20 protein-coding genes are annotated in these 20700 nt (G+C 63.2%); 3 read left to right on the top strand and 17 right to left on the bottom strand.

Annotation, left to right across the window (positions count from 1 at the left end):
* Positions 1-33: 33 nt before the first annotated feature.
* Both AC1DOG_RS14975 and trmFO read left to right on the top strand, forming a co-directional pair.
* Positions 34-2106, top strand: a complete 2073-nt coding sequence (locus AC1DOG_RS14975) for a 2Fe-2S iron-sulfur cluster-binding protein (protein WP_477929057.1) — start codon at positions 34-36, stop codon at positions 2104-2106.
* Positions 2107-2209: 103 nt separating this feature from the next.
* On the top strand, positions 2210-3643 hold the full coding sequence (trmFO, locus tag AC1DOG_RS14970) for a methylenetetrahydrofolate--tRNA-(uracil(54)-C(5))-methyltransferase (FADH(2)-oxidizing) TrmFO (RefSeq protein WP_477929055.1): 1434 nt from the start codon (positions 2210-2212) through the stop codon (positions 3641-3643).
* A gap of 32 nt (positions 3644-3675) precedes the next feature.
* Here the strand turns inward: trmFO and AC1DOG_RS14965 are convergent, their stop codons facing one another.
* The 7 genes from AC1DOG_RS14965 to yajC all read right to left on the bottom strand — a co-directional run bounded on the left by AC1DOG_RS14965 (position 3676) and on the right by yajC (position 10323).
* Positions 3676-4713, bottom strand: coding sequence for an MBL fold metallo-hydrolase (locus AC1DOG_RS14965; RefSeq protein ID WP_113012205.1), 1038 nt, complete (start codon positions 4711-4713; stop codon positions 3676-3678).
* 46 nt (positions 4714-4759) lie between these two features.
* Entirely contained in the window at positions 4760-5419 is a 660-nt protein-coding gene (locus AC1DOG_RS14960; protein WP_477929053.1) for a peroxiredoxin, read from the bottom strand.
* Positions 5420-5588: 169 nt separating this feature from the next.
* Positions 5589-6056: a hypothetical protein gene (locus AC1DOG_RS14955; protein WP_477929051.1), complete on the bottom strand. Its 468-nt coding sequence runs from the start codon at positions 6054-6056 to the stop codon at positions 5589-5591.
* A 71-nt stretch (positions 6057-6127) separates the two neighbouring features.
* Positions 6128-6979, bottom strand: a complete 852-nt coding sequence (locus AC1DOG_RS14950) for a phytoene/squalene synthase family protein (RefSeq protein ID WP_477929049.1) — start codon at positions 6977-6979, stop codon at positions 6128-6130.
* A 3-nt stretch (positions 6980-6982) separates the two neighbouring features.
* Complete coding sequence (locus AC1DOG_RS14945; protein WP_113012207.1) at positions 6983-7369, bottom strand: Mth938-like domain-containing protein; 387 nt, start codon at positions 7367-7369, stop codon at positions 6983-6985.
* A 4-nt stretch (positions 7370-7373) separates the two neighbouring features.
* Positions 7374-9923 carry a protein translocase subunit SecDF gene (gene secDF, locus AC1DOG_RS14940; RefSeq protein WP_477929047.1) on the bottom strand — a complete coding sequence of 850 codons (2550 nt, stop codon included), beginning with the start codon at positions 9921-9923 and terminating at the stop codon, positions 7374-7376.
* A gap of 55 nt (positions 9924-9978) precedes the next feature.
* Entirely contained in the window at positions 9979-10323 is a 345-nt protein-coding gene (gene yajC, locus AC1DOG_RS14935) for a preprotein translocase subunit YajC (RefSeq protein ID WP_047510188.1), read from the bottom strand.
* Between the two features lie 209 nt (positions 10324-10532).
* Here yajC and AC1DOG_RS14930 point away from each other — a divergent pair, with 209 nt between their 5' ends.
* On the top strand, positions 10533-11405 hold the full coding sequence (locus tag AC1DOG_RS14930; RefSeq protein WP_113237028.1) for an ATP-binding protein: 873 nt from the start codon (positions 10533-10535) through the stop codon (positions 11403-11405).
* Between the two features lie 115 nt (positions 11406-11520).
* Here AC1DOG_RS14930 and AC1DOG_RS14925 read toward each other — a convergent pair whose 3' ends face one another.
* The 10 genes from AC1DOG_RS14925 to nagZ all read right to left on the bottom strand — a co-directional run bounded on the left by AC1DOG_RS14925 (position 11521) and on the right by nagZ (position 20658).
* Complete coding sequence (locus AC1DOG_RS14925; RefSeq protein ID WP_477929044.1) at positions 11521-13125, bottom strand: peptidoglycan DD-metalloendopeptidase family protein; 1605 nt, start codon at positions 13123-13125, stop codon at positions 11521-11523.
* A gap of 129 nt (positions 13126-13254) precedes the next feature.
* A complete protein-coding gene (locus tag AC1DOG_RS14920; protein WP_113199541.1) occupies positions 13255-13908 on the bottom strand; it encodes a protein-L-isoaspartate(D-aspartate) O-methyltransferase in 654 nt (217 codons plus the stop codon).
* A 6-nt stretch (positions 13909-13914) separates the two neighbouring features.
* Entirely contained in the window at positions 13915-14682 is a 768-nt protein-coding gene (gene surE / locus AC1DOG_RS14915) for a 5'/3'-nucleotidase SurE (RefSeq protein WP_477929042.1), read from the bottom strand.
* Between the two features lie 4 nt (positions 14683-14686).
* Entirely contained in the window at positions 14687-15970 is a 1284-nt protein-coding gene (serS, locus tag AC1DOG_RS14910; protein WP_477929040.1) for a serine--tRNA ligase, read from the bottom strand.
* A gap of 97 nt (positions 15971-16067) precedes the next feature.
* Entirely contained in the window at positions 16068-16895 is an 828-nt protein-coding gene (tatC, locus tag AC1DOG_RS14905) for a twin-arginine translocase subunit TatC (protein ID WP_018900081.1), read from the bottom strand.
* Positions 16892-17587, bottom strand: a complete 696-nt coding sequence (tatB, locus tag AC1DOG_RS14900; RefSeq protein WP_477929037.1) for a Sec-independent protein translocase protein TatB — start codon at positions 17585-17587, stop codon at positions 16892-16894. Before tatB ends, tatC begins: the two co-directional genes overlap by 4 nt.
* 48 nt (positions 17588-17635) lie before the next feature.
* Positions 17636-17845: a twin-arginine translocase TatA/TatE family subunit gene (locus AC1DOG_RS14895; protein WP_047510174.1), complete on the bottom strand. Its 210-nt coding sequence runs from the start codon at positions 17843-17845 to the stop codon at positions 17636-17638.
* Between the two features lie 186 nt (positions 17846-18031).
* The gene (gene scpB, locus AC1DOG_RS14890; protein ID WP_477929358.1) at positions 18032-18739 is read right to left on the bottom strand and encodes an SMC-Scp complex subunit ScpB; all 708 of its coding nucleotides are present in this window, start codon (positions 18737-18739) and stop codon (positions 18032-18034) included.
* 20 nt (positions 18740-18759) lie between these two features.
* The gene (locus AC1DOG_RS14885) at positions 18760-19572 is read right to left on the bottom strand and encodes a segregation and condensation protein A (RefSeq protein WP_112979592.1); all 813 of its coding nucleotides are present in this window, start codon (positions 19570-19572) and stop codon (positions 18760-18762) included.
* Positions 19573-19644: 72 nt separating this feature from the next.
* Positions 19645-20658, bottom strand: a complete 1014-nt coding sequence (gene nagZ / locus AC1DOG_RS14880; RefSeq protein ID WP_477929035.1) for a beta-N-acetylhexosaminidase — start codon at positions 20656-20658, stop codon at positions 19645-19647.
* Between the last annotated feature and the right edge of the window lie 42 nt (positions 20659-20700).

Genomic DNA, 20700 nt, shown 5'->3' with positions numbered 1-20700 from the left:
GCCGGTCTTTGAAAATCCACGAAGGAGAATGTCATGCTTGCCTTGAAGCAGACTGAAAAGCCTTCCCCGTGGCATGACGGGGAGATTGCCCTGCAGGAAAAGGCCGGCGTCGCGGCGCGCATGAAGGATGCGGGCGCGCGCGTGCTGCGCGACCACCTGATTGACCAGCACCGCCAGTTCTACCCGCAGCTCCCCTTCATCGTGCTCGGCACGGTGGACGCCAATGGCGACGCCTGGGCGACGCTGCGGGCGAACTATCCTGGGTTCCTCGACAGTCCGGATGTGCACACGCTGAGCGTCAAGCTTGCGCGCGAGCCTGCCGATCCGGCCGATCGGGGGATGGAGGATGGCGATGCGATCGGCATGCTCGGGATCGAGCTGCAGACGCGCCGGCGCAACCGGCTGAACGGGACGATCGCACGCAGCAAGGCAGATCGCTTCGATGTCACGGTCGGCCAGTCCTATGGGAACTGCCCGCAATATATCCAGCTGCGCGATTTCGGCTTCAGCCGCGAGCCTGAAATCTCCTCGGCCGTGCCGCCCGTCATTGCTGAGACGCTGGATGCGCGGGCGATGGCGCTGATCTCGAAGTCGGATACGTTTTTCGTCGCGTCCTATGCCGATCGTGACGATGGCGAGCGGCAGGTGGATGTTTCGCACCGGGGCGGCAAGCCGGGCTTCGTGCGGATCGGCGAGGATGGGGTTCTGACGATCCCCGACTTCGCTGGCAATCTGTTCTTCAACACGCTCGGCAATATTCTCATCAATGGCCGCGCCGGGCTTGTCTTCGTCGATTTCGACAGCGGCGATCTGCTGCAATTGTCTGGTGATGCCGAAGTCGTTCTGGATTCGCCGGAGATCGCCGCCTTCCAGGGCGCGGAGCGTCTGTGGCGCCTCCGCCCGCGTCGGGTCGTCTACCGGGCGGATGCATTGCCGCTTCGGTGGAATTCGCGCGCCGACGGGCAGTCGCCGAACGCGCTGATGACCGGCGATTGGAAGTCGGCGGCCGGGCGCATCAGCGCCGCCGAGATGGCGAGCCGCTGGCGGCCGTTGCGGGTGGCACGGATTGTCGATGAGAGTGCAGGCATTCGCTCGTTCCACCTGGAGCCCGTCGATGGTGGCGGGCTGATCGCGCATGCGGCCGGACAATATCTGCCGATACGCGTGACTGTCCCCGGCGAGGATCGGCCGCTGATTAGGACCTATACGTTGTCGGTCGCACCGTCCGATAACAAGTACCGCATCAGCGTGAAGCGGGAGGGCGTGGTCTCGCGCCATCTGCACGACAACATTGCTGTCGGTAATATCATCGAGGCGCGGGCGCCTGGCGGTACGTTCGGCATCGATGCGGCGGAGCAGCGGCCGGCGGTGATGCTGGCGGCCGGTATCGGTATCACGCCGCTGCTCGCCATGCTCAGGCATGTCGTCTACGAGGGTTTCCGCAAGCGCGGGATGCGTCCGGTGTGGTTGTTCTATGCCGCGCACAGCAAGGGCGAGCGTGCCTTCGACGATGAGATTGGGGCGCTTGTCGCCGCCTCCGGCGGGGCGGTCAGGCTGGTCCGGCTGCTTGGGGATGTCTCTGGCGCGGTCGAGGGGCGAGACTATGACGCGCAGGGGCGGATCGACATGGCGCTGTTGCGCGCCGTGCTGCCGTTCAACGATTACGACTTCTACCTCTGCGGCCCGCCGGGCTTCATGCAATCGGTCTATGACGGGCTGCGTGGCCTCAACATCGCGGACGGCAGAATCCATGCCGAGGCGTTCGGCGTGGCATCGGTTGCGCGATCGGGTGGCGTTTCGACCGAGGCTGCCCCGGTGCAGGCTCGGGCGGCGGCGGACGTGCCGGTGCCGGTCTATTTCACGCAATCGGCCAAGGAGGCGCGGTGGGAGCCTGAGGGCGGCACCTTGCTGGAGCTTGCCGAGGCGCGCGGGTTGCAGCCGGAGTTCAGCTGCCGGCTCGGCAATTGCGGCAGCTGCCGGACCAAGGTGCTGTCGGGGGCGGTCGCTTATACCAGGGAGCCGACGGCCGAGGTTGCCGAGGACGAGGCTTTGATCTGTTGCGCGGTTCCGGCCAAGGGTGAGACGCGGCTGGAGCTCGATCTCTAGAGAATGTTGAGGGTGACCGGGGTACAGCAGGTGCTGCTCAAATATCCGGTTTCCTGCCAATATCCAGTTTGCTGTCATGACGCGGCGTGATAATCAGCCGCGCATGACCCAGACCTCGTCCCATTCTCCCATCCACGTCGTCGGCGGCGGGCTCGCGGGCTCCGAAGCCGCGTGGCAGATCGCAAACGCCGGCGTTCCCGTCATCCTGCACGAGATGCGCGGCGTGCGCGGCACCGATGCCCACAAGACGGACCATCTGGCCGAACTCGTCTGTTCCAACTCGTTCCGCTCGGACGATGCGACCGCCAATGCCGTCGGCGTCATTCATGCGGAAATGCGCATGGCCGGATCACTGATCATGGCCTGCGCCGACAAGCACCAGGTGCCGGCCGGCGGCGCGCTGGCTGTCGATCGCGACGGGTTTTCGGAAGCCGTTACCCGCGCGGTTCACGACCATCCGCTGATCACAGTGGTGCGCGAGGAGATCACCGGTCTTCCGCCGAAGGAGTGGGACCTGGCGATCGTCGCCACCGGCCCACTGACGGCACCGTCGCTTGCGAGCGCCATCCAGGAGGAGACCGGCGCCGATGCACTCGCCTTCTTCGATGCCATCGCGCCGATCGTCTATCGCGAGAGCATCGACATGGATATCTGCTGGTATCAGTCGCGCTACGACAAGGTCGGCCCCGGCGGCACCGGCAAGGACTACATCAACTGCCCGATGGACGAAGCGCAGTACAATGCCTTCGTCGATGCGCTGATCACCGGCGACACGGTCGGTTTCAAGGAATGGGAAGGCACGCCCTATTTCGACGGCTGCCTGCCGATCGAAATCATGGCCGAGCGCGGCCGCGAGACGCTGCGCCACGGGCCGATGAAGCCGATGGGGCTCACCAACGCGCATAACCCGACGGTGAAGGCCTATGCGGTGGTCCAGCTGCGCCAGGACAATGCACTCGGCACGCTCTACAACATGGTCGGCTTCCAGACGAAGCTGAAATACGGCGCGCAAACCGAGATCCTCAAGATGATCCCGGGATTGCAGAATGCCGAGTTCGCCCGTCTCGGCGGCCTGCACCGCAACACCTACATCAACTCGCCGACGCTGCTCGACGGTTCGCTGACGCTGAAGTCGCGGCCGGGGCTGCGCTTCGCGGGCCAGATCACCGGCTGCGAGGGCTATGTCGAAAGCGCCAGCGTCGGCCTGCTCGCCGGCCGGTTCGCGGCTGCCGAGCGCAAGGGCGAAGCAGTCTCGCTGCCGCCTGCAACGACGGCGCTCGGCTCGCTGCTCGGCCATATCACCGGCGGGCATATCAGCAACGACGAGGAACCGGGCAAGCGCTCGTTCCAGCCGATGAACATCAATTTCGGCCTGTTCCCGGAACTCGAGCCGGGCTCGATCGTCAAGCCCGAGGGCGTGAAGCGGTTCCGCGGCAAGGACAAGACGATCATGAAGCGGCAGCTGATCGCCAAGCGGGCACTCGCCGATTGCGCGGAATGGCTCGGCGATACTGTGCCGGTGGCAAAGACGGCCTGATCAGGCCGTCTCTCTCCGCAAGCTAAGACAGGTCAGTGGGTGACGGGCCCGTTGGCCTTCTTCCAGGCGTCGATGCCGCCTTCAATGTGGCATGCCGATACGATGCCGGCGTCGTGCGCGGCCTGGACGGCCATGGCGGAGCGTTCGCCGAAGGCGCAGTAGAAGACCAGGCGCTTGGTGGTGGATACGCCGAGTTCATGCAGAACGCCGCCGGCGCTGATGCTTTCAGCGAGCGCCGGATAGGGAAAGTGCAGCGATGACGGGATGACGCCGTGGCGCTGGCGTTCGCTATCCTCCCGCAGGTCGATCAGCGCGACGTCAGGCCTGCCCATCAGATCGAAGACCTGCCGGACGCTCAGTGACCATCCGTGGCTGTCGACGTCGTGATGATCCATGCCGATCTTCATGTTGGCCGGCACCGCCACGTCCATCATTTTCGGATTGGCGAGCTTCAAATTGTTCATCAGGTCGGCATATTCATCGGCCGAACGCACCTGCAGGCGCGGGTTGAAGGCCTTCTCCTCGCCGATCGTCGAGACGGTGTCGCCCTTGTAGTCGTGGGCGGGGTAGACCAGCGTCGTGTCGGGCAGTTTCAAAAGGCGGCCGAAGATGGATTCGAACTGGGCGCGCGGATCGCCATTCTGGAAATCTGTACGGCCGGTGCCGCGGATCAGAAGCGTGTCGCCGGTAAAGACACGGTCGGGAAGGACGAAGCTGTAGCTATCGTCGGTGTGGCCGGGCGTATAGATGACATCGAGCGACAAGCCCTCGATGGTCAGCCGGTCGTTGTCGGAAAGGCGCATCGAGACGACATCGGCCTTGGTCTGCTCACCCATGACGGTCGTGCAGTGGGTCTTGTCGCGCAGGGCGCCAAGACCGGTGATATGATCGGCATGCAGATGCGTATCCACGGCCTTGACCAGCTTCAGATCGAGTTCGTGAATGAGCTGCAGGTAGCGATCGACCTTTTCAAGGACCGGATCGATGATCAGCGCCTCCCCGCCCCGCCTGCTTGCCATCAGGTAGGAGTAGGTGCTGGATGCGGGGTCGAAAAGCTGACGGAAGATCATCTTCGCCTCCTGCGTTCTATCCGATATCGATGTCCCGCGATCGGGCTCAGCCCTTCGGCTGCGGCACGATGCGGATGTAGGGCTTGGGCGACACCCAGCCGTCAGGGTACTGCTTCTTGGCGTCTTCGTCGGAGACCGAACCGGCGATGATGACGTCGCCGCCGTTCTGCCAGTTGGCCGGCGTCGCGACCTTGTGCTTTGCCGTCAGCTGCAGAGAATCGATGACGCGGATGACTTCGTCGAAGTTGCGGCCCGTCGTCATCGGGTAGACGAGGATCAGCTTGATCTTCCTGTCGGGGCCGATGACGAAGACATTGCGAACCGTCTGGTTGTCGGCCGCAGTGCGGACGGTCGGATCACCCGACACGGCTGCCGGCAGCATGTGGTAAAGCTTGGAGACGTTGAAATCGACGTCGGCGATCATCGGGTAGTTGGGGCGCGTGCCTTGCGTTTCCTCGATGTCGTTCATCCAGCCGTCGTGGCGATCCAGCGGATCGACGGAGAGGCCGATGATCTTGACGCCGCGGCGGTCGAACTCCGGCTTGATCTTCGCCATGTAGCCGAGCTCGGTGGTGCAGACGGGCGTGAAATCCTTGGGATGCGAAAATAGGACCGCCCAGGAGCTGCCGATCCAATCGTGAAAATTGATCGTTCCCTCGGTCGTCTGCGCTTCGAAATCGGGAGCAATGTCGTTGATCGCAAGCATACTTACCTCCAATAAGTTGTAGGAAAATTCATAGGGCCTCGCGGTGTGCGCGAAACATGCTCCACTTTCAGGACTAAGGCAATATGACACGAAAGAGGTAGCGCGGGCGGAAAAACGTCAAAAGCCCGGCGCATGGCCGGGCATTGCTCGACTGAAAATCGGAGACAGTTTACCGGTGGTTGGCGGCAGTCGGGTCGGCCAGCGGCAGTTCGCGATCGGGTTCGGCGACGTAGTTTCCGAGCAGCCAGAGGGCTACTTCGGAGGCTTCCTTCGGCGAAGTGAACTCGAAGGTGCCGTTCTGGTGTGGTGTATCAAGGAAATCGACCGTCAGGCCCTTGCCGCTGTCAGAGCTTTGAACGCGCACCCTGCCCGGCTGGATGACCTGGCACGAGTAATGGCGCTGCATGCTGCGCATGAAGCCGGCCTTGTTGTCGTGCAAGCGGACGAAGACCACCTGGCCGTTGGCCGTTGCTTGCAGCGAGCGGATCGCTTCGGTCGGGAAGGCGCGGTTGAATTCGATGATGGCAAGGCCGGTATCGTGCAGGCCCTGCTCCTCGTGCTTGGCCGACATGCGCACGGCGATGAAGGCCACGATGACGAGCATCACGAAAAGAGTGGCCCAGATCAATATGCTCACGTCACACTCCATTCAAAGCAAGCGATGATGACAGCTATAACGCGCGAGGCTTGCGCGAGTTTGAACGAGCCTCAGATTTTCTTGCGCATCAGCGCCATGGTCATGCCGATCTGGCGGCGCCATTGCGGCTGCTGCGCGGAGCGATCGAACAGCCCTGCCCCCAGCTTCTGCGCTTTCGACAGAACCGGCGCAGCGAGTGCTGCGGGAAGGAAGGCCGGGAAGACCGGTTGCGGGATGGCGACCTTGCGCGCCCTCGCGAGATGGTCGCGGCCGAGGCCGGCGAAGGCCTCGATGGCCGCCGAGATGCGCACCTTGTCTTCGCCAGCGAGGAAGGTGTCTCGGTCAAGTCCGGTCGCGGCGAGGATCTCGAGCGGGATGTAGATCTGGCCGCGATGGCGATGGAGCGGCATCAGGAGCAGCAATCCCGCGATCGCCTGGGCTACACCGGCATGGCCTGCGGCTTCGGCCGACTTCGCCGCCTCTTCGGGCGACAGGATCAGGCTTGCGAGCTGGATCAGCGCCGAGGCGGTCTCGCCGGCATAGCCTTCCAGCGCGCCGCGCGATTCCATCGGATCATCGTAGAGGTCGAATATGCGGGCGTCGATCATATCCGACAAAGTCTTGCGCGGCAGGCGATGCGCCTCGATCGCGGCCAGCAGCCCGGCCGCCACCGGGTTGGCCTCGGTGGAACCGTGCGCGGTTCCCTCCAGAAGATCGCGCCAGTATTGCATGCGCACTTCGCCGGGAAGCGGCTCGTGCACGAGATCGCGGATGCGTGCAAGTTCGGCGTTGAAGGCATAGAGCGCCGCCAGTGCGCCGCGCTTGTCTTCGGGAGACAGGAGGCAGGCGAGATAGCGATCACGATCGCTGTCGCGCAGCATCGCCAGGCAGATGTCCTGGTTCGTCGAGGATTGATCGGCCATGTGTCAGACCGCGATCAGCGCCGCTGCGACGGCGCGCGATTCCATCAGCATGATGTTGAAGGTGCGCACCGCTGCACCCGTGCTCATCGAATCCGAGGAAATGCCGGCAGCCTTCAGGGCGGCTTTCAGGTCGGCGGGGATCGGGCGCATGTCGACACCGGTGCCGAGCAGCAGGAATTCGATCTCGGAGGCTTCATTGAGGACACGCTGCAGGTTTTCGATCGACAGCGGCATGGTCGCGTCCATGTTCCAGCCGTGGATGCCCGACGGCAGGCAGAGGATGGAGCCGCGATGCGACATGTCGGCGAAGCGGAAGCCGCCGTTCCCGTAGGTGTCGATCGGAGCGCGACCGGGAAAATGCGCTTCGCGTATTTCTATGCCTCTTGCCATATTCTCACACTGCCGGCTTGCCGGGCTGGGCGGCCGGTTCCGGTACTTTCTTGTCGTTATCGTTATCGAGCGCATCCGGGCGGAGCTTGAAGACGATCAGCACCGGTGCAGCAATGTAGATGGAGGAAAACGTGCCGATGGCAACGCCAACAAGCATGATGAAGGCGAAGGAGCGGATGACCTCGCCGCCGAAGATCGCCAGCGCGAGCAGCGCCAGCATGGTGGTGGCGGCGGTCAGCACGGTGCGCGACAGCGTTTGGTTGATCGACGCGTCGATCAGGATCGGCAGCGGCATCTTGCGGTAACGCTTCAGGTTCTCGCGCATGCGGTCGTAGACCACCACGGTATCGTTGAGCGAATAGCCGATGATCGTCAAAAGGGCGGCGACGCTGGTCAGGTTGAACTCGATGCCTGATAGCACGAAGAGCCCGAGGATCAGGATGATGTCGTGCAACGTGGCGACGATGGCGCCGACGGCGAACTGCCACTCGAAGCGCATCCAGATATAGACGAGGATGACGATGAGCGACGCCAGCACGCCGAGCGAGGCGGCGCGGGTGAGTTCGCCCGATATGGCGGGGCCGACCACTTCGACGCGGCGGAAATCATAATCGTTGGCGAGTTCGTCGCGCACCAGCGTGACCGCCGACTGTTCGGCATTCTCGCCGCCGCCCTGCGCTTCCAGCTGAATCAGCGCGCCTGCCGGATCGGCCAGCCTGCGGGCAAGGATGTCGCCTATCGGCAGATCGCCGAGGCGGGCGCGGATATCCTCGAGGTCGGCAGGGCCTTGCTTGGCCTTCACTTCGATGATCGAGCCACCGGCGAAGTCGATACCGAGATGCATTCCGACCGCCGCGAAGCCAACCATGGCGGCGACGCAAAGCGCGGCCGATGCGGTAAAGACGTAGCGGCGGATGCCCATGAAGCGGATGTTGGCGCGGTCGAAGATGCCGGTGTGGACATCCTTCGGCAGATGCCGGGGATGACGGCGGTGCAGCCAGGTAACGACGATCCAGCGGGTGAGCGTGACGGCCGTGAAAATGGTGGTCAGGATACCGGCGGCAAGTGTGACGGCAAAGCCGCGCACCGCGTCGTTGCCGAGGAAATAGAGGATGACGGCGGCGATGAAGATGGTGACGTTCGCGTCGAGGATCGTCATGATCGCACGGGAGAAACCGTAGTCGATCGCCTCGAAGAAGGGCCGGCCGGTCTTCGCCTCGTCGCGGATGCGCTCGTAGATCAGCACATTGGCATCCACCGCCATGCCCATGATGAGCACGATGCCGGCAATGCCAGGCAAGGTGAGCGTGGCGCCGATGAGGCTCATCACCGCGAGGATGAGGATGAGGTTCAGGAGCAGCGACAGCGCGGCGATCAGGCCGAGGCCGCGATAGAAGCCGAACATCAGCCCGATAACCAGGATGGCAGCGACGATGCCGGCGACGAGCCCTGCCCGCGCCGATTCCGCGCCGAGCGCCGGGCTAACCGTGCGCTCCTCGACCGTCGTCAGCGTGGCCGGAAGCGCGCCCGCGCGCAGCATCAGGGCCAGATCACTGGCACCCTCTTCGGTGTAGCTGACCGGGATCTCGCCCTTGCCGTCGAGGATCGGCGCGCTGATCGGGAGCGAGGCCATGACCTGATCGTCGAAGATGATCGCAAGATGGCCGCCGGCGTGCTGCTGTGTCTTCTCGGCCAGCCGCTTGGTGCCTTCGTCGTCGAGCGCGTAGCGGATCGCTACCGTGTCGGCCTGCGCATCCGCGAAGGATTGGACATCGACGACATTGGCGCTGTTGATGAAATCGGTACGGTCCACGAGATAGGGGATCGGCGGATCATCCAGCGAATAGAGAACTTCGGAGCTCGCCGGCCAGCGGCCGTTGACCGCGTCCTGTCCCGACATGGTTTCGTCGAGCATGCGCACGGAAAGCTTGGCGGGCTCGTTGAGGATGTTCTTCAGGCGCTCGGCATCTATGACGCCGAAGACCTGGACATCGAGACGATCGGCGCCCTCGGGCTTGATCGCGAAATCCGGATTGCCGAGGCCGGCGATGCGGCGGCTGACGATATCGACAGACTGGGCCTGCGCTTCTGAAATGGCGGCGTCGATGGCGGCATCCGCGATCTCGATCGTGAGGTCGCCGCTATTGGCCTGCTTGAGCGTGACACCTTCTGTCGAGGTCAGATTTTTCAGCGCGGCGACGGCGGCGTCGACCTGCGCGGGATCGGTGATCTTGACGGTGACCGTCTGGTCGTTGCCCGTAAGCCCGGTGTACCGGATATTGGCCTGGCGCAAGGAGCGGCTGATCTCGCCGACGGTGGCGACCAGCTTCTGGCGCGCGACATCGGCGCGGTCGACCTCGAAGACGACATGCGTGCCGCCGCGAAGATCGGAACCCAGCACGACGCGGTGCTTGGACAGCCAGGAAGACGGCAGGCCGGACTGGCCAACCGGCAGGAAATTGGGGGCCGGCAGGAAATTGGGGGCCGCGATCAACACGGCCACCAGCACCACAAACCAGATCAGAAGGGTCTTCCAGCGGGAAAAATGAAGCATTTTCTCTCGACTATGTCAGATCCGGGTGATCCGGTTCGTGGGATATGCGTGATGATTATGCCGCGTCTGCCTTCACGGGCTCGCCCTTGACGCGGATCTCGGTGACGCCGGTGCGGACGACGCGAACGCGCACGCCATCAGCAATTTCGACTTCGATTTCTTTTTCGTCAATCACCTTGGTGACCTTGCCGACGAGACCGCCAGACGTGACGACCTGGTCGCCGCGACGGATCGCCTTCAGGGCTTCGTCGCGCTTCTTGGCCTGGGCGCGCTGCGGACGGATGAGCAGGAAATACCAGACGACCATCAGCGGCACGAACAGGATGATCATTTCGAAGCCGGAACCGAACGGCGACGCCGCGCTGTCGGTGGCCTGGGCGAATGCCGGGGTGATGAACATGCTAATCTCCTCAAACTTTTCCGGAGGCGGATTGTCGCCTTTTTTCTCGGTGGCCGGACTATAATTATGGTCTTTGCGATTGCAACTGAAACAGCCGAAAACCGTACCGATTCCGCTGCCTCATAACCTTTCCGCTTATAAAAGGCCATGCTACCCGGCTAGGAAAAGCAATTGGCACACAGCCGCTTACGCCCCAAGGAGGAAACGCCATGGCCGAAGACGTCAACAGCATCATTCTCGGCGAACTGCGCCGTCTTGCCGATGCCGTGGAACGGCTGGCGGGACCGCCGCCCGCCATCAACGACTGGAACGCGGCCGATTGCTTCGTCTGGGCCCCTGCCCGCCAGCATTTGCAGCCTGTCCAGCGCCCAAACCGCGTGGCGCTGGCGCTGATCCGCGGCGTCGATCGCGTACGCGATATCCTGCATGAAAATACCGTGCGCTTCGCCGAAGGCTATGCCGCCAACAACGTGCTTCTGTGGGGCGCGCGGGGCATGGGCAAGTCGTCGCTGGTGAAGGCCGTTCACGAAGATGTCAGACGCGAAAGCGGCGTTTCGCTGAAACTCGTAGAGGTGCATCGCGAGGATATCGCCAGCTTGCCCGCACTGCTCGACCTTCTGAAGGATACGCCGCACCGCGTCATCGTCTTCTGCGACGACCTCTCCTTCGACCATGACGACACGGCCTACAAGTCTCTCAAGGCAGCGCTCGACGGCGGCGTCGAGGGACGGCCGGACAATGTGCTGTTCTATGCGACCTCAAACCGTCGCCACCTGTTGCCGCGCCACATGATGGAGAACGAACAGTCGACGGCGATCAACCCGTCGGAGGCTGTCGAGGAGAAGGTGTCGCTGTCGGACCGTTTCGGGCTGTGGCTCGGCTTCCACAAGTGCAGCCAGGACGACTATCTGACGATGATCGACGGCTATGCCGCACACTTCAAGCTGCCGCTCGACCGCGAGACGCTGCATGCGGAAGCGCTGGAATGGGCAACGACGCGCGGCGCCCGCTCGGGCCGCGTCGCCTGGCAGTATATCCAGGACCTCGCGGGCCGGAAGCGGATCGCGCTCGACAGAGCCTGATGGCTGCTTTTACAATTGCCTGAAACGACAAAAGCCCGGCATCCGCCGGGCTTTTGCATTGTCCTCGATACACAATACCTATTCGAGGAAACTTCTGACCTACTCGAGGCCCAACCTACTCGAGGAAAGTCATCGGGTTCACCGGCGTCGCGTCCTTGCGGACTTCGAAGTGAACCTGCGGCTGCTTGACGTTGCCGCTCATGCCTGACACCGCGACCGTCTGGCCGCGCTGGATCTTCTGGCCGCGCGTCACGCTCAGCGTGTCGGCGTTGCCGTAGACGGTGACGGTACCGTCGTCGTGGCGAACGAGGACCGTGTTGCCGAGTTCCTTCAGGCCGTTGCCGGCGTAGATGACGACGCCGTTTTCAGCTGCCTTGATGGCCGTGCCCTGCGGAACCGAGATGTCGATACCGTCGTTGCGGCTGCCGTTGACGTTGGCGCCGTAGGCGGCGATCACGGCACCACGGACCGGCCAGCGATACTTGCCGATGCCGGTGGCTTCAGGTGCTGCCGATGCCACTTCCTTCTTGGCTGCGTCGCTGACGCTTTCGGTGGCGACCGGCGCCTTGTAGGTCGCGGGCTGGGCTGCGGCCGTTTCAGGCGCGGATGCCGGCTGTGCGGCGGGCTTGGGCTCCGCCTTCGGCTGGATCGACGCCGTCTTCATGGTGTCGGCGGAGCCGCTGCCGTTCGGGATGTTCAGTTCCTGACCGATGCGGATCGAGCCGGCCGTGAGGTTGTTGGCGGCCTTGATGTCGTCGATGCTGTTGCCGGTCGCCTTGGCGATCTTGGCAAGCGAGTCACCCGACTTGACGACGTAAGTGCCGCCAGCGCCCTTCGGGCCGGCGCCGACGGGCGCCTTGCCGGACTGGTCAGCACTCGCCATCGACTTGTCACGCGAGGCGTTGGAGCCATTCGGGATGACCGCGAGGTTCTGTTCCTGGCCACGAGCCGGCTGCGGCGCCTGACCACCCTTGGCGAGGTCGTTCGACTGCGCAGCCGCCTTGGCGGCATTGCCGCCGTTGAAGGTCGGGATCAGGATGGTCTGGCCGGGTCTCGCGGCGGCGGCACTCTTCAGGCCGTTGGCGCGCAGGATTTCTTTTTCCGGAACGCCGTAGCGGTTGGCGAGGATCGCGACGCTTTCGCCAGGACGCATGGTGACCGAGGGAGCGTTGGTCGAGGACCAGCCGGAGACCTTCGGGGTCGAGCCCGTGACGATGTTGTCGGCGTTGCGCTTCGGCGGAACGATGACCTGGCTGGAATGCTGCGGCGCGTTGGCGGCCGGGAACGGCTGAGCGAGAGCGACCTGCTTTTCGCGAGCGGCAGATACGTTGCCGGAAGCCATGGGGGCCTGCGACACGGCGCCGGGAGCGGCAAGCTCGGAGCGCTGGACGGAAACCGGAGCCGATGCCATGCGAGCGCTCGAGCCGTAGGTCGACTGCTGGCTCGGATAGGGCTGGTTCATCGCCTGATTGTTGTTGGCATAGTTGGGCTGCATCGCGCCGCCCTGCATGTCCGCCTGCGGCACGGGATCAGCCTGAAGGCCGCTCATGCTCCGCCGAGGAATGGAATTTGTCGTCATCTGGTCCTGACCGGACGAAGAAAACAGACCGCCGAAACGTGTCACATCGGAACTGCAACCTGATGCAGCACTCGCCAGGAGAGCCACGATCAGGGCATTACCGGCAGACTTCCCGAACTTAGGCGAAACGCTGAAACGCATGACACTCGACCCACTGAATAACGCAACCATTTGTGGGTATGATTAAAGCGCGTTAGCATTACCAACCGGTTAAGGCGGAAACATCAGCTTGCGTTTTTTGACAAATCGCTAACCATAGCGACGACACGATCAGAGCTGCGAGGCGACGCGCGGAACAATCGGCAGGTATGGGGAGTTAAATAGCTCCTCGCGCTCGAAGCGGCTGCCAGTCTTCGTCAGGCGCACGAGACGACATTCGGTCTCGGAGATGATCAACGGCGCGATCATCGAGCCGCCGGAAACCAGCTGGTCGGCATAAAAGCGCGGCATGCTCTCGAAGGCGGCGGTAACAAGGATACGGTCGAAGGTGCCCTCGCCCTGCAGGCCGGCGCTGCCATCGGCCTGGCGGACGATGATGTTGCGGATACCGAGCGTCTCGAAACGCTTCTGGGCGTTCGAGGTCAACGTCTTGTAGCGGTCGATGGTGAGCACACGCTCGGCCATTCGCGCGATGACAGCCGTCATGAAACCGCTGCCGGTGCCGACTTCCAGCACACGCTGGCCGGGCTTCACCCTCAGGTGATGCAGGACGCGGACGGCGAAATCGACGCCCTCGAGGAAGGAGCCGCATTCGATCGGAATGGTGCGGCTGGAATAGGCCTGTTGGGCGAACTGCGGCGGCACGAAGAGCGAGCGCGGCGCCTGCTCGACCGCCGTCAGCAGATCAAGATCGGACACGCCTTCGGCCCGCAGCCTCAAGACGAGTGCCGCAAACTCTTCCTTCTCCACCAGACGTGCCGCCAATGCGATTTACTCCGTACCCGAAAGCGCCCGCGCCACGCGGTCCTGTACGGAATAATCGGTCAGATCCAGTTTCAAAGGTGTTACCGAAATCTTGCTATTCTTGAGCGCGTTGACATCGGTGCCTTCAACGAAGGAGCCGGCGCGCTCGCCAAACTTCAGCCAGTAGTAGGGGAAGCCGCGACCATCGGCGCGGGCATCGACCTCAAGATTGAAGGCGAGCTTGCCCTGCGCGGTCACTTCCGTGCCCTCGACTTCGTTAGGCGCGCAGTTCGGGAAGTTGAGATTGAGGAAGGTGCCCTCGGGCAGATCGACCGACATCAGCTTGTTGAGCAGCGCCGGCGCATGTGTCTCGCAGACTTCCCAGGGAAGGATGCGCTGGTCGCCTTCGCGAATGTAAGCCTGGCTCAACGCAAAGGAGCGTACGCCCTGCATCGTGCCTTCGATGGCGCCGGCGATCGTGCCCGAATAGGTGACGTCGTCAGCGACGTTCGAGCCGGCGTTCACACCTGACAGCACGAGATCGGGCTTAATCTCCATCACCTGCTTGATGCCCATGATGACGCAATCGGTCGGCGTGCCGCGCAACGCGAAGTGCTTGTCGGAGATCTTGCGCAAGCGCAGCGGCTCCGACAGGCTCAGCGAATGGGCGAGACCGCTCTGGTCGGTCTCGGGCGCGACGATCCAGACATCGTCGGAGAGTGTGCGCGCAATCCGCTCCAGCGCCGCAAGGCCTTCCGCGTGAATGCCGTCGTCGTTGGTAAGCAGAATGCGCATGGTCTCAAGCCGCCTTTTCGATCTTCGTCAGGCCGCCCATGTAGGGCACCAGCACGTCGGGGACGGTCACCGAACCATCCTCGTTCAGATAGTTTTCCAGAACCGCGATCAGGCAGCGGCCGACGGCGGTGCCGGAACCGTTCAGCGTGTGAACGAAGCGGTTGGTCTTGTCTTCCTTGCCGCGATAGCGCGTGTTCATGCGCCGCGCCTGGAAATCGCCGCAGACCGAGCAGGACGAGATTTCGCGGTAGGTGTTCTGACCGGGCAGCCAGACCTCGAGATCGTAGGTCTTGCGCGAGCCGAAGCCCATATCGCCGGTGCAGAGCGTCAGCGTGCGGAAATGCAGGCCGAGGCGCTTCAATACTTCCTCGGCGCAGGCAGTCATGCGCTCATGCTCGGCAATCGAGCTTTCGGCGTCGGTGACCGAGACCAGCTCGCACTTCCAGAACTGGTGCTGGCGCAGCATGCCGCGGGTGTCGCGGCCGGCCGATCCTGCTTCCGAGCGGAAGGACGGGGTGAGCGCGGTGAAGCGCAGCGGCAGCTTGTCATGCTCAAGGATTTCCTCGCGCACGAGGTTGGTGAGCGTGACCTCGGCGGTCGGGATCATGTAGCGGCCGTCGGTCGTCTTGAAGAGGTCTTCCTCGAACTTCGGCAGATTGCCGGTGCCGAACAGTGCTTCGGCGCGCACCATCAGCGGCGAGCTCACTTCGGTGTAGCCGTGCTCGCTGGTGTGCAGGTCGATCATGAACTGGCCGAGCGCCCGCTCCAGCCTTGCCAGCGGGCCGGTCAGGACGGTGAAGCGCGAGCCGGAGAGCTTGGCGGCGGTTTCGAAATCCATGTAGCCGAGCGCTTCGCCGATTTCGTAGTGCTCCTTCGGCGTATGGTTCCAACGCGGCTTCTCGCCGGTGACACGCGTCACGACGTTGTCGGCCTCGTCCTTGCCGACTGGGACGTCGTCATGGGGAACGTTGGGGATGCGCGAGAGGGCGTCGTTCAGCTCTTCGGAGAAGGCGCGGTCGTCTTCTTCGGCGGCCGGCAGCAGGACCTTGAGGTCGGCGACCTCGGCCTTCAGCTTTTCGGCCAGCTCGGTATTCTTCTGCGCCATGGCAGCACCGATCTCCTTGGAGGCGGCGTTGCGGCGGGACAGCATGTCTTGGACCTTCTGAACGGCCGTGCGGCGCTTTTCGTCCAGCGCGATCAGGCTTTCGGACAGGGGCTCGGCACCACGCTTGGCAAGTGCCGCGTCGAGGGCTTCGGGATTCTCACGGATCCATTTGATATCGAGCATCGTCGTTCCAGGTCGTTACAAAAAGGATGACCCGGCCAAAGCCTGACCGGGCCTCGACCGGATATTAGAAAGCGCTCATCGAGGAATTGCGGTGACGCTAGACGTTGTCCGTCTTGGCAACGTCCTGGGACCCTTCAGCCTCGGTGGCCGCATCGCGAGCACGCTGGCGTTCCACGAGTCGCGCCGCGTAGATGGCAATCTCGTAGAGAATGATGGTCGGCAGCGCAAGGCCGATCTGGGACATCGGATCGGGCGGAGTCAGCACCGCTGCGACGATGAAGGCCATGACGATCGCGAACTTGCGCTTTTCGCGCAGCCAGTCCGAGGTCAGCAGGCCGACGCGAGCGAGCAGCGTGGTGATGACGGGGAGCTGGAAGACCAAGCCGAAGGAGAAGACCAGCGTCATGATGAGGCTGAGATATTCAGAGACCTTCGGCAGGAGCGAGATGGCGACATCGCCCTCGCCCGGCGCCTGCTGCATGGTCAGGAAGAACCACATGACCATCGGCGTGAAAAAGAAATAGACGAGTGCCGCGCCCATCAGGAAGAGGATCGGAGAGGCGATCAGGAACGGCAGGAAGGCCGAGCGCTCGTTCTTGTAGAGGCCGGGCGCCACGAACTTGTAGATCTGGGCGGCGATGATCGGGAAGGCAATCACGAGACCGCCGAACATGGCCACCTTCACCTGCGTGAAGAAGAATTCCTGCGGCGCGGTATAGATCAGCTGCGCCTTGGAGACATCGAGATGCGCCCACTGGACGGCCCATTTGTAGGGGAAGACCAGCGCATTGAAGAGATGCTTGGCGAAAATGAAGCAGACGATGAAGGCAGCGAAGAAGGCGCCGATCGACCACATGAGCCGCGTGCGCAGCTCCATCAGGTGCTCGATCAACGGCTGCGGCTTGTCTTCGATATCACCGCTCATGCTTCATCTTTCTTTTTCTTCGCTGCCGGCTTCTTCGGCGCGGCCGTGGCGACAGCTGCCGGCTTGGCGGCGGCCGTCTTCTTTGCGGGAGCAGCCTTGGCTGGCGCAGCCCTTGCAGGCGCCGGAGCCGGCGCCGCCTTGATGGCAGCTGGCTTGGCAGCAGCACGCTTCGGCTTTTCGGCCGGCGTCACCGCAACAGCGGCTACAGCGTCCGCCTTGTCGGCGGCCTTGGCGCGGGGCTTGCGGGCGGGCTTTGCCGCTGCAGCCTCAGGCACGGAAGCCGATGCTGCAGGCACCGGCGTCGGCGCCGGCATGACTGCGGGCGTCTCGGTCGGTGCGACTTCAGGCGCCGGCATCAGGCCGAGCGGCGCTTCCGTCTTGCTATCGACCGTTGTCGAGCGCTGGAGATCGGCCTTGATCTCGTTGCCCATCTGGCGAAGCGGGTTCATTGCCTCGCGCAGCGTGTTGACGGGATTGAGCTTCTGCGCGTCGCTCAGCGTCTGGCGCACGTCGTCCATATCGGCTTCGCGCAGCGCCTCGTCGAACTGGGCGCGGAATTCGCCGGCGACCTTGCGGGCGCGCTGCGTCATCTTGCCAAAAGCACGAAGCATCGGGGGCAGATCCTTGGGACCCACCACGACAATCAATACGACCGCGATGACAAGCAGCTCGGTCCAGCCAATATCGAACATTCAAGGCTCCTGAACGGGAAACGCGGGGGCGGCGCTGCCCGGACGTGGTTACTTCGTTTCGTCGGCCTTGTGATCGACGGTCTTGCCTGCGGTGGTCGTGCTCGAAGCTTCGGGCGCGTCCTCGTCGTTCATGCCCTTCTTGAAGCTCTTGATGCCCTTGGCAACATCGCCCATCAGTTCCGGAATCTTGCCGCGACCGAAGAGCAACAGCACGATGACCAGAACGATCAGCCAGTGCCACATGCTAAAAGAACCCATTACGCTAACTCCTGTTGTGATGCCCTATTGATGTAAGAATACCCAACATCAAATCCAACATCTAATTCCCCGTAGATAGACGCTTAATGTCACGGTATCGACCATCGTGACAAGATAGTCCCCGGTCGAAAAGTCGTGAAGACAATTGTTTTCGCTCGGCGTGGCGAAACAAAGACACGGAGCCGGCTATTCCTCGGACGCGCCGCCGGGCGCCAGAAGGCCGAGTTCCTCAAGATCCATCTGCGTGATGGGGTCTTCGTCTTCGGTCAGCTCGTCGTTCATCGACGGCGACGGAATATTGAAATTGGCCGGAATGCGGCCGGAGAGCAGCCCTGCCCCCTTCAACTCCTCGATACCCGGCAGGTCGCGCAGTTCTTCCAGCCCGAAGTGATCGAGGAAGTCACGGGTGGTGCCGAGCGTTACCGGACGCCCCGGCGTGCGGCGGCGGCCGCGAAAGCGCACCCAACCCGCTTCCATCAGCACATCGAGCGTGCCGCGCGAGGTCTGCACGCCTCGGATATCCTCGATCTCGGCGCGCGTCACCGGCTGGTGATAGGCGATGATGGCGAGAACCTCGAGTGCGGCGCGCGAGAGCTTGCGCACCTCGTTTTCATCGCGGCGGATGACGAAGGAGAGGTCGGCGGCGGTGCGGAACGCCCAGGCATCATCAACCCTCACCAGATTGACGCCGCGATGGGCGTATTCCTCCTGCAGCCGCAGCATGATGGCGCGCACGTCGAATGCTTTAGGAAGGCGGTCGCTGATGAAGGCTTCCGACACGGGCTGGGCGGAGGCGAAGACCAAAGCCTCGGCTATGCGCGCGGCCTCGCTCTCGTCGTGGACGGTCTCATCCCCGGTGCCGTCGTTGTCGGGTTCGTTGTCGCCATTTTCCAGATCGGTGTCTTCCAGATCGCTCAAGCCGGCAGCTCCTGTTCGACGACCTGCAGTGTCGCATGATTTGGCCCGCGCCGCATGTAGATCGGCTCGAAGACGCCTTCCTGGCGGATTTCGATCTTGCCTTCACGCGCGAGCTCGAGCGACGCGGCAAAGGCGCTGGCGATCGCCGTCACCCGGTCCTCGGGCGAGACCATGTAGGTCAGGATATGCTGCTCGAGCGCCGTCCAATCGCCGATCTCGCCGATCAGGCGGGTCAGCAACTCACGCGCTTCGGTGAGCGACCAGACGGTGCGGCGCGCGATCGTGACCTGCGTCACCGCCTGGCGCTGGCGCAGCGAGGCATAAGCGGTCAGCAGATCGTAAAGGCTGGCGTCGTAGGCGGATTGGTGCCGATCGGGGATGTGCTCCGGCGCGCCACGGGCAAGCACGTCGCGGCCGAGGCGATTGCGGTTCACGAGGCCACCGGCTGCCTCGCGCATCGCTTCCAGGCGCTTCAGGCGAAACGCCAGCGACGCCGCCATCTCTTCACCGGACGGGCCGTCGTCCTTGACCTGCTGCGGAATGAGCAGGCGCGACTTCAGGTAGGCGAGCCATGCCGCCATGACCAAATAGTCGGCTGCAAGCTCAATGCGGATGCGGCGGGCGCTGTCGATGAACAGCAGATATTGCTCGGCGAGCGCCAGCACTGAAATGCGGGACAGGTCGACCTTCTGCGTGCGGGCGAGATGCAGCAACAGGTCGAGCGGGCCTTCGAAGCCGGCGACATCGATCAACAGCGCCGGATCGGTCGAGGCGCGGTCGGCGCCGCCATCCTGCCACAGCTTGTCCATCGGCGTTGCCGATGTCTGTGGGCGCTCCTGAGCCTTTGTCGTCGTCGTCACGTCGTCTCGTTCCTTTCGCGATCAGACCGTCGCAAACATCGCATCGAATTCGGCGCGGATCGCGGCCTCGTCGGCGCCATCGGCCGTCGGGAACCCCTGCTCCACGCGCTTGGCACGTTCGAGCGCTCCACCTTGCAGCAGCGGCACGTTGGCGACGACCTCAAGCATCTCATCCATATGACCATTGCAATGCAGCACGATATCGCACCCGCCCGCAATGATATTCGCCGCGCGCTCGCCAAGCGTGCCGCTCAGCGCGTTCATCGAACTATCATCGGAAAGCAACAGGCCTTTGAAGCCGATGTGTTCGCGGATGATGCCGTCGATGACCTTGCGCGAGGTGGTGGCCGGATTATCGGGGTCGATCGCGGTGAAAACGAGATGGCAGGTCATCGCCATCAATTCGTCCTTCATGGCGATGAATGGCGGGAAATCGTGGGCTTCGAGTTCTTCGCGCGAGACGCGGACGACCGGAAGCTCGTGATGGGAATCGGCAAAGCCGCGGCCGTGGCCGGGCATGTGCTTCATGACCGAGAGAACGCCACCGGCCTTCAGGCCCTCGGAGGCGGCGATGCCCATGTCGGTCACCGTCTTCGGGTCCATGCCATAAGCACGGTTGCCGATGACGTTGCTGCTGCCTTCAACGGGAACGTCCAGCACGGGCAGACAATCGACGTTGATGCCGAATTTCGAAAGGTCAAAGGCGTGCAGGCGCGACATCAGCCAGGCTGCGCGCTTGCCCTTTTCCGGGTTCTCTCGATAGAGGTCGCCGAGCTGCTGGCCGGAGGGATAGTGCGGCAGGATCGGCGGGCGAATGCGCTGGACGCGACCGCCCTCCTGATCGATCAGTACTGGCGCGTGCCAGCCGACGCTTTCGCGCATCTCGGCCACGAGGTCCGTTATCTGCTGCGGTTCGGAAATATTGCGGCCGAACAGGATGAAGCCCCAGGGGCGCTCGCCCGCGTAGAAGGCCTTCTCTTCGGGCGTCAGGGAAAGGCCGCTACAGCCAAGGATCATCGCTTTTGATTCGGTCATACCCGAATCATAGACACGCCTTGGCGAAATGCGAGCAGCGTC

The sequence above is a fragment of the Rhizobium sp. 01N48 genome (genome assembly GCF_056399145.1).
The sequence above is the reverse complement of the archived record's forward strand: the minus strand, read 5'-3'. Positions and strand labels throughout refer to the sequence as shown.